Consider the following 14,225-nt stretch of genomic DNA (forward strand, 5'->3'; position numbering starts at 1 on the left):
GTACGATTTAAGGTTACTTTTCCTTTTTCAATAGTAGGGAAGCATAACCACTACCCGGGCTTGCATATTGTACAAAATCAAGTGTATTTTGACCAGTAGAAACTACTCTATCATTTAAACTACTAAAAGTTAAAACTTGCATACTAAATGCACCATTATAAGGACTATAATAATTTGTTACATTTGAAATATATAATAATTGTCTATCTTGATTTTTACCACTATTACCACCAATATTTTCATTTTCATCATTAAATACAACAAAAAATTGTAAATAATCATCAATTGTAATATGTTCTTCAAACATTACTAAAGTATATTGTCTTTTTGTTTGTACTGTTTTAAATATTTGATTATTTGGTAAATTACTAAAATCAACACCACTTGTATCATCAATTAAATAAGCATTTCAATAATCACCAATTTTATATTGTTTTGTATAAAATTCATCTTGTCCACTACGTTTATGAGTTATAGGGTCAATTTTACCTTTATTTTTTTGATATATTTTTGTACTATTTTTTCAAATACATACAACTGGAGTAGTACCAGTTAATATTAATTCATATTGACCAAAATCACTTATTTTACTATTAATTGGTTTATAACCAGTTTCAGTTAAAGGAATTGCACCATTATTAATAATAAATGGAAATATTTTTCAATAACTACATCTTTTAATTAGCAATTGTTGTCTTTTTAATTGAAGATGTAGATGTTTCATTAATTGAATTTGTTGATGTATCATTTTCTTTTTCTCCTAATAATTTTATTTCTTCTTTATCTTCTTCCATTATTTCTTTATAATGTTTTTTTGCTTGTTGTTTTGTTACTTCATCTAATTCAGCAATAGCTTGTGTATATGATATTGTTCTATCTACTAATCTTTGACTAATCATTTCTTGTTTTAATAATTGGTCAGTCATAGCAATAGGTAAAAATTTAAAACTATAAGGTCTATCACCAATACCATTTCATAAATTTTCATGAATTAATAACATATCAAAAAATCTATAAAAATAATATGAATAATGACTTATTTTAGTTTCTGTAGTTTCCATATCATTTTTATTATTAAATAATGATTTAATTTTATTTTCATAATTTACACCAGAAAATTCATTATAATCATACCCTGCACCATTTCAAATATCTTTTCCTAAATCATCTTTATCTAAAATATAATTACTAGCTTTAAAATCACCTTGAATAACTTCCATACCACCAGCACCAGATTTATTATATCCAGCAGTACCAACATTAACTACAATATTTTTTTTAGGATTATCAATTATTTTTCCATGTTCAATCATATTTTTAACAGTTTCATTATCAAATGCACCAAATAAAGTAGTAACATTTAATTCTCTATCAACATTTCTTTGAGTATATGATTTATGATAATATTCAATTAAATTTCAAACTGGATAAGTATCTGGATAAGCATTTAAAGTTGTTGAATTACCATAAAAATTAACCATTGGTAAATTTGTTATTTCTAATATTGGTAAATAATTTCAAGGATTTTTAATTTCATAACTATATTTTGGTATTAAATTAGGTTTTAATTTTGTATGTGCTGTTCCTAAAATAATTTCTTTTTCATTTTTATCATCATTTTTATAAGTTTCAAATCTTATTTTTCCATTTTCAGCAATTACTCAAGTTAAAGTTGCACTATCTGCTTGTTCATTTATAAAAAAGAATTCTGCACATTGTTCTTCTTCATTATATTTAGCAACTCTACCAGCAAATGAATTAGGTAATACTTTTAAACTTGTACTATTATCTTTATAAATAATAGGCATTATATATACTTTTCCAAGTAAACTTTCTTGTATTCCAAATTTATATAATTTTTCAAATCATTTATCACTAATAATTTTATTAGTAAAATATTTTAAAATATTTTCTTTTTCACTATCAAATAATAAACCTTTACCTAATCATAATTTAGTTGATTTTTGAGCAATTCTCATAGGAATATCACTATATCATTCTCTTCTATTACAAGAAAGATATTCTAATGGATTATTCATTTTTATCACTCTCCAAATTTATTTTTATTAATTAATAATTCATTATTAATATTATTAATTAATCATTTCATTTTATGCATTGAAGCATACATTCTTGCATCTCAACAATTATCATATAAATCAAGCATTTGTGGTTCATTATTTGAATTTTCTAATTTAGATTTTGCTAATCATTGCATTTTTGATAATTCTTCATGTGTATTAGGACATCTTTTTCAATTAATACTTATAATATACCTTTAATCATACAAATAGTATCTCAATCAATTCTATCTCTTAAATACATTGTAGTTTTATCTACTGGAGTAAAATTTAATCAATTAATTTTTCTTTTTTCTACTTCTTTTTTTAAAATATCAATAACTGCTAATCCACCACTACCATAATCAACATAACAAGTAAATCCAAATTTCATTGCTTGAAATTTAATACTTTCATCTAAATAATAATCAATAATATTATTTGCTAATTCATAAGTATCTTTAAATTTCATAATAACATTACTATGATAAAATTCACTTTCTTGATGTATTCTTCTAGTTTTTTCATTTTCACCAATAAAACATAAAACAGCAACTGTAGGATGAGCTTGTGAACTTGTAGCAAAACCTAAATCTAAACCACCAACTATTTCATTAACATTAAAATCTAATTCAGTTTTGGCAATGTTTAGTAATCTGTGTAACTTACAAAAATAACTATGTTTAATTAATTCTAGTAAATATAATTAAATGACTAGAAAGAGTGAGTTACAGATGGCTAAAAAACAAAATATTAATAATAATGATCCAATATCAAAAGCAGTAGATTTATTATTAGAAAATACTGAAGATTTAACAACAGTTTTTAAAGAAGGGGGTTTATATAAAGAATTAACAAAACGTTTAGTTGAAAAAATGTTGAATTCTGAAATGCAAAATTATTTAGGATATGAAAAAAATCAACATAGTAATACTGAAAATGCTCGTAATGGTACAAGTTCAAAAAAATTAATAACTCAACAAGGTAAAATTGAGATTGATATACCAAGAGATCGCAATAGTGATTTTACTCCTGTAATAGTTGCAAAAAGACAGCGAAGATTTGATGGTTTTGATCAACAAGTGCTTTCACTATATGCAAAAGGTATGACTCTATCTGACATTAGAATGCAGTTACAAGAGTTATATCATGGTGCTGATATTAGTGAAAGTGTTATTAGTCAAATTACTGATGATGTTATTGATGATGTCAAAGCATGACAAAATCGACCATTAGAAAGTATTTATCCTATTGTTTACTTTGATTGTATAGTAGTTAAAGTAAGACAAGATAAACGCATTATTAACAAATCAGTTTATATAGCATTAGTAGTTGATTTAGAAGGCAAAAAAGATGTTTTAGGCTTATGAATTAGTGAAAATGAAGGTGCTAAATTTTGATTATCTAATTTGACAGAAATGAAAAATCGAGACTTAAATGATATTCTTATTGCTTGTAGTGACAATTTAACAGGCATGTCAGAAGCAATACAATCAGTTTATCCTAAAACAGAACATCAATTATGCATTGTTCATCAAATTCGAAATAGTTTAAAATATGTTTCATACAAACATCGAAAAACTCTAGTTACAGATTTAAAGCCAATTTATACTGCATGTAGTGAAGAACAAGCAATGCAAGCTTTAGAATCATTTGAAAGTAAATGAAATAAACAATATCCTCAAATTGCTAAATCTTGATATAAAAATTGAGAAAATTTAATGGTTTTTATTAGTTATCCTGTAGAAATCAAAAGAGTAATTTATACTACAAATGCTATTGAATCTGTTAATAGTCAATTAAGAAAAGTTATCAGAAATAAAAAAGTTTTTCCTAATGATATGTCAGTTTTCAAAATATTTTATTTAGCAATTGAAAATATAACAAAAAAATGAACATTGCCTATTCAAAATTGAAATACAGCAATTGCTCATTTTATGATAAAATTTGAAGACAGAATTAATCTAAACTAGTACTTTGTAAAACAAAGATACACAGATTTCTAAAAAGCCTCTCAGTTTTAAGTTTATCTAAATATCTTGCAAATATAGAACCAGTTAAAACACTAGGTACACCATAATATCAACTTTGCGCTTTAATAGGATCAAGTATTTTTAATTCTTCTAAATCATTAATTTTATCTTGTTTTAAATTATGTTCATTTAATTTTCAATTTGAATAATGAAATAATTTAAAAATATTATTATCAAATACTGATTTAATTTGTTCATTATTTTCTTTCATTAAATCTAAATTAAAAGGTACAATTTTATTCATATATTCAATAAAATATTGATAAATATTATCTGGATTACAACTTCTAATTTTAATAGTTTTTTTAGCATTACCTAATGCAAATGTAATTGCTTGAAATTCTTGTTGACTAAATTCATTTGCTTCTTCACATCATTCTATTGCTAAATCAAAACCTTTTATTTCACTACGAGAAAGACCTTTAAGTGGTATTCTATCATTACTATTACTATATACACCCATAACTCTAATAAATGATTTTGAACCTTTAAAACGAAAATCTGCTTGTTTATTTGGATATTTTAAAGTAAAATCTTTATAATCAAAACTAATATTAATTAAAGCTTCATCAATTTCTTTTGTTAATTCATTAATATCTTTATTTAATTTTCTAAAACAATATATAGCAATTGATTTATTAACTTTAATTGAAATTGCTATTAATATTGCTAATTCTTCTGCAATACTATATGTTTTACTTGAATATCTACTTCCACTTAAATTATATTCACTATGAGTAAAATCACTTTTATTTAATAATCAATAACTAATTTCATGTAAATAAGTAAATTCTTTATTCATAATATTATTCCTGTAATTCTTCTAATTTTCATACATTACCTTTTAAATTACCTTTTCCACTATAAATAGTAATCAATTTAGCATGTTGAACTGATAAAATTACTATATTAACACTATCATTAAAGGTTTGTATTGGTACACCAGCAATTTTATTATCCGTTATAATAAATTCTTGAATAGTATAAACTGGATTATATATACTTCAAGAATAATAAACTCTATAATGTTTATTAACTATAAAATCATAAGTAATTTGTCGAGGCTTTTTAGAAATCTGTGTATCTTTGTTTTACAAAGTACTAGTTTAGATTAATTCTGTCTTCAAATTTTATCATAAAATGAGCAATTGCTGTATTTCAATTTTGAATAGGCAATGTTCATTTTTTTGTTATATTTTCAATTGCTAAATAAAATATTTTGAAAACTGACATATCATTAGGAAAAACTTTTTTATTTCTGATAACTTTTCTTAATTGACTATTAACAGATTCAATAGCATTTGTAGTATAAATTACTCTTTTGATTTCTACAGGATAACTAATAAAAACCATTAAATTTTCTCAATTTTTATATCAAGATTTAGCAATTTGAGGATATTGTTTATTTCATTTACTTTCAAATGATTCTAAAGCTTGCATTGCTTGTTCTTCACTACATGCAGTATAAATTGGCTTTAAATCTGTAACTAAAGTTTTTCGATGTTTGTATGAAACATATTTTAAACTATTTCGAATTTGATGAACAATGCATAATTGATGTTCTGTTTTAGGATAAACTGATTGTATTGCTTCTGACATGCCTGTTAAATTGTCACTACAAGCAATAAGAATATCATTTAAGCCTCGATTTTTCATTTCTGTCAAATTAGATAATCAAAATTTAGCACCTTCATTTTCACTAATTCATAAGCCTAAAACATCTTTTTTGCCTTCTAAATCAACTACTAATGCTATATAAACTGATTTGTTAATAATGCGTTTATCTTGTCTTACTTTAACTACTATACAATCAAAGTAAACAATAGGATAAATACTTTCTAATGGTCGATTTTGTCATGCTTTGACATCATCAATAACATCATCAGTAATTTGACTAATAACACTTTCACTAATATCAGCACCATGATATAACTCTTGTAACTGCATTCTAATGTCAGATAGAGTCATACCTTTTGCATATAGTGAAAGCACTTGTTGATCAAAACCATCAAATCTTCGCTGTCTTTTTGCAACTATTAAAGGAGTAAAATCACTATTGCGATCTCTTGGTACATCAATCTCAATTTTACCTTGTTGAGTTATTAATTTTTTTGAACTTGTACCATTACGAGCATTTTCAGTATTACTATGTTGATTTTTTTCATATCCTAAATAATTTTGCATTTCAGAATTCAACATTTTTTCAACTAAACGTTTTGTTAATTCTTTATATAAACCCCCTTCTTTAAAAACTGTTGTTAAATCTTCAGTATTTTCTAATAATAAATCTACTGCTTTTGATATTGGATCATTATTATTAATATTTTGTTTTTTAGCCATCTGTAACTCACTCTTTCTAGTCATTTAATTATATTTACTAGAATTAATTAAACATAGTTATTTTTGTAAGTTACACAGATTACTAAACATTGCCGAAATTGAAATATTATCACCATTTCCAAAAGCAATTCATACAAGTAATGATATTAGAGCAATTATTTTAAGACAATATCCAAATGTTAAATCAAAACACATAATTGTTTCTGACCCCGAAAGTAATGTTGCATTAATAGTTGGTGATAATGATGTTTATCAAGGTTGAATTAAAGTAACAGTTAAAAAATTAGAAATTAAAGGAGAATAAACAAATGCAAAAGGAAAAAATTAAAATTAGAAATTATGAATTTGAATTAAATTCTTATGTAGTAGATTCCTTATTAGATGTTATAAGAGAACTGATAAAAACAAATAAAGGAGAATAAATTATGTTAGATGAAATTTTAAAAGTAATTTTTGATAGAGCAGATAAAAAAGAATTAATTAATATGATAGAAAGATTAATTCTTTGTACTAATAATAGAAAAGAAACAAAAAAATGACTTATTAGAGAATTTGATAAAAATAATTATGTTTTAGAAAAATTATTACAATTAGAAATACAAGGAGAAAAAAATGGAAACAAATAATTATACTTTAACTAAATTAATTAGAACTGGTATAAGTCCTATTTGTGCAATGATTGGTACAAGTGCTTATTATGGTCAAGTAATTGCAAATCCAATATTAGGTTCAATTAATAGTTTATTATTTGGTAAAAAATTAGGTTTAGATATATGAAATTTAAATCAAAGACCAAATACAAAAACTAAATTAATTAATAGTTCTAAAAAAATTATTTTAGGTTTAGGAACAATTGGTTTAGCAAATTATAGTAAATGAACAGAAAATAATATTAATCCTATTATTCCAACAACACCAACTCCAATAACTACTACAACTACAACAGAAGGTCCTCCATGATTACTATTAAATAAACAAGAAAATCAGTCATTAATGGATTGAGATACATATATTAGTTTAAATGCTTATGGTATATCAAATCTTATTAGTGGAATTCTAGAATTAATACCTAATAAATTTGAAGCAATAAGAAAAATTTGTAATATGGCAACTGGTGGATGTTTAATATCAAGTGGTGTTGCTATGGGTATTAATAATGATTTTAATAATTCTTATGCAGTACCTACCATAATTGCTGGTGTAAGTGAAATTATCCATAATTTACTTCCAATAGAAACAAATCATAATAGAGAAATGCAAGAAACTTCATTTACAAATGAAACTGCAAGATTAATAAATGATAATAGATTTACTATTAATAGTGAAACATCAAGTCAATATGGTAGTGGTAATATAAGCGAAGCACTATTAAATAATGATAATGCTTCATTAAATTGAGATTATAATCACATGAGTTTATAAAGGAGGTGAAAAATAATGAATAAAGAAAAATTACTTGAATATTACAATGATAAATTAAAACAACATGAAAAAGATTTACAAGAAATACGACTGAATGAAGGTATAGCTAAAAATATTTTAATAGACACAAAATATATGATTGAAAAAATTAATAAAGGTGAATTTGATGAATAATCAAAAATAAAAAAATAAAAAATTGAAAGGAAAATATAAAAATGAAAGAATTTTTAAAAGCACTTGAAACAATTGGAATAAGCACTGGTATATTAATTTGCAGAGAAATTATTGTTTTATTAAAACGATTTATTACAACTCCAAAACATGTTAGAGCAAATAACAAAATTATCAAACATCAAAAAAAATTAGCAAAATTAAATGAAAAGATTAATAAAGAAAATAAATAATAAAGGAGAAAAATAATATGACAAAAATTGAATTTAATGAAAAATATAGAAAACAAGATATCAGTATTGATAGAGATTTTGATTTACATATTGATAATTGTTTTAAATTTTCTGATATCAATACATTAGAAAATGCTGTTAATGATTATAAAAAACTAATAAGTGAAATGCCACAATTAGTTAAAGATTGATTATTGGGATAAGATTAGGAGAATGTTAAATGTTAGAAAATGAAAATAATGTTCAACAAACAACTGAACCTTTAACTGAAAATAATGCTCAACAAGAAATAGAAAATAAAGTTAATGAAGCAGAAAATAAGTTAAATAAACTTAATCAAGAAATTAAAGAAAAAGAAATAATTAATATATTTAAAAAATATCAAGTTAAAAGTGAATTTTATGATTTTTTAAAATTTAAAACTAATAATTTAGAAAATTCAAAAATTGAAGAAACTATTAAAAAAATCATTAAAGAACAACCAGTATTTAAAGAAACAATTAATACAGGTGGCAAACCACAAACAATAATAACAAATCAACCAAGTTCAATAAAAAGTACATTATTGGATTATAAAAAAAATAATAATTTATAACAGAAAGGAAATCAAAAAATGGCAATACAATTCAATAAAAATTTAGATAATACCGAAAAATTAGTAGAAGCACCAGAGTTTATAGAATTTTATAAACAATCAAATTCACCATGAGCAAGTTTTTTTCCTATCGAAATGGTTAATTCAACAAAAATTGAATTTATAGTTAAAAAACCAAAAAATTCAGAAATTAAAGTATTAAAATGAAATGATAAAAGCAAAGGATTAGATGTTAGTTATGCTGAAACTATTAAAATTTTAAAAGAAATTAAAGAAGAAGCAGTTGCGGGTGAAATAATTGCTAATGTTGATTTAAATGCTGAAAATGGACAAAATTTATTAAATACAATGCAATATGAAGTTGCTAATGACTTAGCAGATTATTTAGCAAATAATGATACAAATGTAATTACAAAATATGCAACTAAAATAGACATTACTGATAAATCACCAGTAGGATATTTAAAATCAATGTTAGATGCTTGAAATACTTTATTTCAACTAAGAAATAGTAATAATTGTCGTTTTTTTATTACTAATAATCTTTATGATAGTATTGTTTATTTAGCTAATAATAAAGGATTAATTACTGATAATCAGATTGCTCAACAATTAAGATTAAATGGAAATGATTTATATATTAAAGGTGTACTATGTCAAATTGTAATGGATGATTATATGACATTTACTGATAATAATGAAACTAAAATTATGTCTTTTGTTTTAGCAACACCAAGAGCAATGAAAAGATATATGTTACAAAATACAGTTGTATATGTTCAAGATATTGCTGATGGTAAAGTTGGAAGAAGATATTTAGTTGGTGGAGAAGTAACTGGTGAATCAATACCCTATATAACAGATGAAGAAACAACTTCACGCTGAATGTTATGTGCAATTGTTAATAATGATAAAAATGATTTAAAAACTAAGATTACAAATTTAACAACTGATATTACTGCAAATGGTAATAACAATAACAATGAATTAAATACAGAAATAAAAAGTACTAATGAACTTAAATCATTAAATCCAAATTTAACAAATCCAACTATTAAATATTTTAGTGATGCACAAGGAAAAACTAATGTAAGTAATCAAAAACAAAAAGCAGGTGACTTATATATAACTATTACTGCAAATATTAATGACTTAAATTATAAAGGAACAACAAATCCAATTAAAATAACTCTTAAATAAAGGAAATTAATATCATGCCAATTGGTACAACTAGTACAGCAATACTTTTAAACATAAATAAACCAAAACATACTAGAACAAGTAACCAACAAGAAAATAAAAGTTTTTGATGAGAAATTTTAGAAATGATTGGTGTACAAGTAATAGCAGTAGCACTTGCTCCTTTTACTGGTGGTTTAAGTGAAAGTATAGCACTTGGATTAGGTGCAAGTGATTTTATTGCAAGTACTATTAATTTTGGTATTTATGCTACAACTGATTTTACTATTAATCAAGTTTATGATTATTTAAAAGGAAATGTAACACCATTAAATACTTTTTTTAATATATTACCTGCATTTGTTGGAATTAATAAAATTAGTCGTGGTTATCGTACTACTAAATTTATTAAGTTAGCACAAAAAACTAAAACATTAGAACAAATTGGTGTTAAAGAAGCAAAAAATTTACAAGAAATTATTAGTCAAGTAAGTGGAAAAGAAATTTTAACAGATAAAATCATTGGTAATAAACGTTATTTATTTAATTATAGTTTGGCACCTAATCGTGAAACAATAACACAAAATTTAGGTTATGTTGCTGAAAAACAATTTAAAAATAATTTTAAATCTTTAAAATCACAACAAATAAAAGAATATTTATCATTACAAAATACATTAATAAAATTAAGTCCACAATTAACTCCAAAGTTTAAAATTAAAGATATTGAAAAAGCAAATAACTTTTTAAAAAAATATAATACTGAATTAAAAGAAGTATTAAAAATGAACCAACATGATTGATTAAATTTAGTTCATACAATACATACAGAGAATAGATATGGAAAAACTTTAATTTTAGATTTACAAAAAATTCGTGCTAATGCTATTAAATTTAATTTTAAAAATAGTTCAATTCATAAAATTGTTTTAAATGCAAATAAAATTTTTAAGTATTTTGATATTAGATTTTATTTAAAAAAAGGTTTAAATAAATTTTGAAAAGATACACCATATTTTGAAAAATTACGAGAAAGTATATATAAATTACAAGAAAAATTTGAAAAATTAGAAAAACAAGCATTTGAAAAAATTAATAAATTAAAAGAAAAAGCAACAGATTTATTTACTAGTGCAGAAAAAAGAGCAATTAAACATGCACAATTAATTCCACTAAATTCACCAGTATTTATGGGTTGTAAAATTCAACCTTTATCATTAGACAAATGTGCAATTACTATTTATCATCGTAATCCTAAGTATAAACCAATTACAGTTGTTGATAGTATTCTTAAAGCAAAAACTTTTGTTACTCAAATACATCCATTTCATTGATATCGTTGATATAGTGGTTGATACATTGGTTATGGTGTTAATCGTAATAAATGATTAAAAGCAATAGCATTTGCTCCACCAGTGGTGCAACAAGTAATTAGAGATAGTTTTAAAGTATATAGAGAAATATTTAGAACTATTAGAACTTATCATAAAGTAGTAAATGTTATTAATAATCCTATTGAAAATATTAATAAATCATTTAAAAGTGTTGGTTTAAAATTTTCAGTTAATACTTTATTTGGTACTGGACTATTACATCATTTAGAAAAATTTGCATATAGTCAAGTTGTAGAAAAAGGTAAGAAAAAATTACAAAAAGAAATTATCCATATATCACATAGGAAAACTAAAACAAAAACTAAACATTATAAAAAAGCATTTTTTAAGGAATGATAAATTATGATTAATAAACTTTGAACTGATGTCAGTCTTGAAAATTATAATAACTGATATCCATTAACTGGAAAAATTACAGAAACTCCACCGCAATATATAAATACATGACCTAATGTAAAAGACTGATTTACAACTTTTGCTATTCGCGCTCAAAATGATATTAATGCTTATCTTGATTTTATTTTATCTAAATTTCCTTTTGATAGTTTTAAAGATGAATTAATTAAAGAAACATTAAGAGATATGGTTTATGTAATGGTTGAACATTGAGTATTTAATCGTACACCAATTGAATTTAATGTTGATGCTACTATTCAATTCAATAATGGTACATCATTTAATGCAAGTAGTATTCCTACAATTAATGTTTGAGATTTAGCACCAAGTAGAATGAAAATATGAGCAAGATTAACAGAATTAAAACAAGTATTTTCAAATTATAATCAAGATGAAATAGATATTGAAAAAATTGACTTAAAAGTATTTTATACTAGAAATCAAGTTGATGAATTAATTAAAGAACAAAAAGAATTTACATTATCAAAACAAATAAAATTATATGATGATTTAGTTAATGATAACGAAAATGAGATATATAGGGGTCGTGTTACAAACTTTATAAATAAAGGTTATGTTGCAACTGATTATGACCCAAAAACTGAAACAATGATTTTAGATTGACCTGATGAAATTGGTACATTACCACCAGAAGCATTACAAAATAATCCACAAATTGGTGATTTTACTCATGCTGCGACTGCTGACTTTTCTGCTAAACAACAAAAAAGAATTACTACTAATGAAAATAGTATTAAATTATTAGAAAATAAAGTTGATATTAATAAACAAAATATTGATGATATTAAAAATAATTGATTTAATATTGAAACTAGTCCTTTATGAAAAAAAGTTAAAAATGAAAATATTAAAACAGATATATGATATATTATTGATTGAACATATTATTTTATCGATAGTAAACAACTTATTATAAGTAATAATAAATTAACTAAATCTAATATAAGAATTACTAATCATCAAATAGAAAATAGACAAATAATAATTGAAAAAATTGATGTTAATATTGACAAAGTAATGTTATTATATGATGATAATTTAATAAAATTTATTGTTGCTAATAGCACAAAAAAGTATACACCAATAATTCATAATATATATCAATATCAAGGTACTGGAACACCAACTGAATTTATAGCAGAAGAAAATACTGAACGTGATTATTATACAAAACTAGAAACTAATAATTTATTAGATAAAAAACAAGATAAATTATCTTTAATTAAAGAAGATATTACTTATAAAGTTTTACAATATAAAGAATTAGGAACTGGTTTATTTACGGGTGATTTAGATATTCCACCAACTAAATTTATTAAACAATGAATTAAAGATAGTGGTGGTGGAGTTGACCCAACTAAATATTATACAAAACCAGAAATTGATAAAAAATTAGAAGATGTAAAGTCACAATTCCCTATTGCATTTCAATTGAATGCTGTAAGTCAAGAAATCCCTAATTTAGAGAAACTATTAATAAAACTGTTGCTGGTGCTATTAATGAAAATAAAGCAAATATTGATAAAAAACAAGATAAAGAAATATGAAAAGTAATAAGTAAAAGTAAAAATAATCGTGAATGAGATACGTTTGAAATTAATTTTAATACTGTATATAGAGTAATTATAACATTAGATGAATTACCAGTAAATCAAGCAAATATAAAGCATAAAGTAGAATTTAAAACTGGTAATTATTTAGGTGGAGATTATTTACTTGCAAAATTTAAAATTAAAGATGAAGATGTAATATTAACTTTAACTGTTAGAGAAAGTAGTTTTAATTGTAGTTTATATTTAAAAGGTGGAGATATTAATTATGGTGCTATTCTTTCATTAGAAGAATTACAAAATACAATTAAAGTTGATGTTACACCAAAAATAAAAATTAATTCAAAAAGTTTAGAAACAAATGAAGTTGAAGAAAATTGTTGAGATATTGAATTACCAGATAATCCAACACCAAGTCCAAATAATCAACAATGAAAAGATGTAGGAACAAGAGAAAAAAATAAATGAGATAATTGACAAATTACTTATGATTTTATAGTTAATAAACATTATAGAGTTTATTATTCTTGAAGTATATATAATCCAGTTTATACTATTCAAGAATTTATTATAACGGATAACAAAATTGCTGGTGTACCAATACAAACCTTTAATGATAGTGCTAATATAGTAATTTTATCAGTTCAACATGCAAAATGGATTACTATTTATACTGGAAAAGGTAATTTAAAAGGTAATGTATGAAAATTAGAAGAATTATAGGAATAAGATTATGTTTTTTAAAATTATAAAAATTATTTTAGGTTTAATTGGAGTAATTCTATCATCAGCAACTGCTGGTTTAATTATATTTATTATAGTAAAAATTGT

The 14,225-nt window shown here is 23.2% G+C and carries 16 protein-coding genes; 10 read left to right on the forward strand and 6 right to left on the reverse strand.

Translation table 4 applies throughout. From position 1 onward, the window contains the following. Positions 1 to 13: 13 nt before the first annotated feature. The 4 genes from AAHH39_RS01225 to AAHH39_RS01240 are packed head-to-tail and all read right to left on the reverse strand — an operon-like array spanning position 14 to position 2,532. Positions 14 to 748, reverse strand: coding sequence for a hypothetical protein (locus tag AAHH39_RS01225; protein ID WP_342218562.1), 735 nt, complete (start codon positions 746 to 748; stop codon positions 14 to 16). Then, on the reverse strand, positions 678 to 2,039 hold the full coding sequence (locus AAHH39_RS01230) for a hypothetical protein (protein WP_342218563.1): 1,362 nt from the start codon (positions 2,037 to 2,039) through the stop codon (positions 678 to 680). The genes AAHH39_RS01225 and AAHH39_RS01230 overlap by 71 nt, the downstream gene beginning before the upstream one ends. 2 nt (positions 2,040 to 2,041) lie before the next feature. Further along, on the reverse strand, positions 2,042 to 2,218 hold the full coding sequence (locus tag AAHH39_RS01235; RefSeq protein ID WP_342217507.1) for a hypothetical protein: 177 nt from the start codon (positions 2,216 to 2,218) through the stop codon (positions 2,042 to 2,044). A 47-nt stretch (positions 2,219 to 2,265) separates the two neighbouring features. Then, complete coding sequence (locus AAHH39_RS01240) at positions 2,266 to 2,532, reverse strand: hypothetical protein (protein WP_342218564.1); 267 nt, start codon at positions 2,530 to 2,532, stop codon at positions 2,266 to 2,268. A 262-nt stretch (positions 2,533 to 2,794) separates the two neighbouring features. Here AAHH39_RS01240 and AAHH39_RS01245 point away from each other — a divergent pair, with 262 nt between their 5' ends. After that, positions 2,795 to 4,033, forward strand: a complete 1,239-nt coding sequence (locus tag AAHH39_RS01245) for an IS256 family transposase (protein ID WP_342219302.1) — start codon at positions 2,795 to 2,797, stop codon at positions 4,031 to 4,033. Here the strand turns inward: AAHH39_RS01245 and AAHH39_RS01250 are convergent. Further along, on the reverse strand, positions 4,020 to 4,895 hold the full coding sequence (locus tag AAHH39_RS01250) for a hypothetical protein (protein WP_342218565.1): 876 nt from the start codon (positions 4,893 to 4,895) through the stop codon (positions 4,020 to 4,022). The genes AAHH39_RS01245 and AAHH39_RS01250 overlap by 14 nt on opposite strands. Positions 4,896 to 5,194: 299 nt before the next feature. Further along, positions 5,195 to 6,433 (reverse strand): IS256 family transposase, encoded by a 1,239-nt coding sequence (locus AAHH39_RS01255; RefSeq protein ID WP_342219303.1) that lies wholly within the window; start codon positions 6,431 to 6,433, stop codon positions 5,195 to 5,197. 425 nt (positions 6,434 to 6,858) lie between these two features. On the opposite strand from AAHH39_RS01255, the gene AAHH39_RS01260 reads away from it, so the two are divergent. From AAHH39_RS01260 to AAHH39_RS01300, 9 genes are read left to right on the forward strand one after another with little or no spacing between them, the layout of a single operon-like run. After that, positions 6,859 to 7,059 (forward strand): hypothetical protein, encoded by a 201-nt coding sequence (locus tag AAHH39_RS01260; protein ID WP_338957016.1) that lies wholly within the window; start codon positions 6,859 to 6,861, stop codon positions 7,057 to 7,059. Beyond that, a complete protein-coding gene (locus tag AAHH39_RS01265) occupies positions 7,046 to 7,855 on the forward strand; it encodes a hypothetical protein (RefSeq protein WP_342218488.1) in 810 nt (269 codons plus the stop codon). The genes AAHH39_RS01260 and AAHH39_RS01265 overlap by 14 nt, the downstream gene beginning before the upstream one ends. Before the next feature lie 15 nt (positions 7,856 to 7,870). Beyond that, entirely contained in the window at positions 7,871 to 8,029 is a 159-nt protein-coding gene (locus AAHH39_RS01270) for a hypothetical protein (RefSeq protein WP_338957013.1), read from the forward strand. A gap of 41 nt (positions 8,030 to 8,070) precedes the next feature. Continuing rightward, positions 8,071 to 8,259: a hypothetical protein gene (locus tag AAHH39_RS01275; RefSeq protein WP_338957011.1), complete on the forward strand. Its 189-nt coding sequence runs from the start codon at positions 8,071 to 8,073 to the stop codon at positions 8,257 to 8,259. Between the two features lie 17 nt (positions 8,260 to 8,276). After that, positions 8,277 to 8,462: a hypothetical protein gene (locus AAHH39_RS01280; protein ID WP_174480219.1), complete on the forward strand. Its 186-nt coding sequence runs from the start codon at positions 8,277 to 8,279 to the stop codon at positions 8,460 to 8,462. Positions 8,463 to 8,479: 17 nt separating this feature from the next. Then, positions 8,480 to 8,854 carry a hypothetical protein gene (locus tag AAHH39_RS01285; RefSeq protein ID WP_338957002.1) on the forward strand — a complete coding sequence of 125 codons (375 nt, stop codon included), beginning with the start codon at positions 8,480 to 8,482 and terminating at the stop codon, positions 8,852 to 8,854. 18 nt (positions 8,855 to 8,872) lie between these two features. Beyond that, positions 8,873 to 10,054 carry a hypothetical protein gene (locus AAHH39_RS01290; protein WP_342218072.1) on the forward strand — a complete coding sequence of 394 codons (1,182 nt, stop codon included), beginning with the start codon at positions 8,873 to 8,875 and terminating at the stop codon, positions 10,052 to 10,054. A gap of 14 nt (positions 10,055 to 10,068) precedes the next feature. Beyond that, the gene (locus AAHH39_RS01295) at positions 10,069 to 11,766 is read left to right on the forward strand and encodes a hypothetical protein (protein ID WP_338956996.1); all 1,698 of its coding nucleotides are present in this window, start codon (positions 10,069 to 10,071) and stop codon (positions 11,764 to 11,766) included. Between the two features lie 3 nt (positions 11,767 to 11,769). Further along, positions 11,770 to 13,398 (forward strand): hypothetical protein, encoded by a 1,629-nt coding sequence (locus AAHH39_RS01300; protein WP_342218566.1) that lies wholly within the window; start codon positions 11,770 to 11,772, stop codon positions 13,396 to 13,398. The last annotated feature ends 827 nt before the right edge of the window (positions 13,399 to 14,225 follow it).

It is taken from the genome of Spiroplasma endosymbiont of Amphimallon solstitiale (assembly GCF_964030965.1).
Taxonomy (GTDB): Bacteria; Bacillota_I; Bacilli_A; order Mycoplasmatales; family VBWQ01; genus Spiroplasma_E.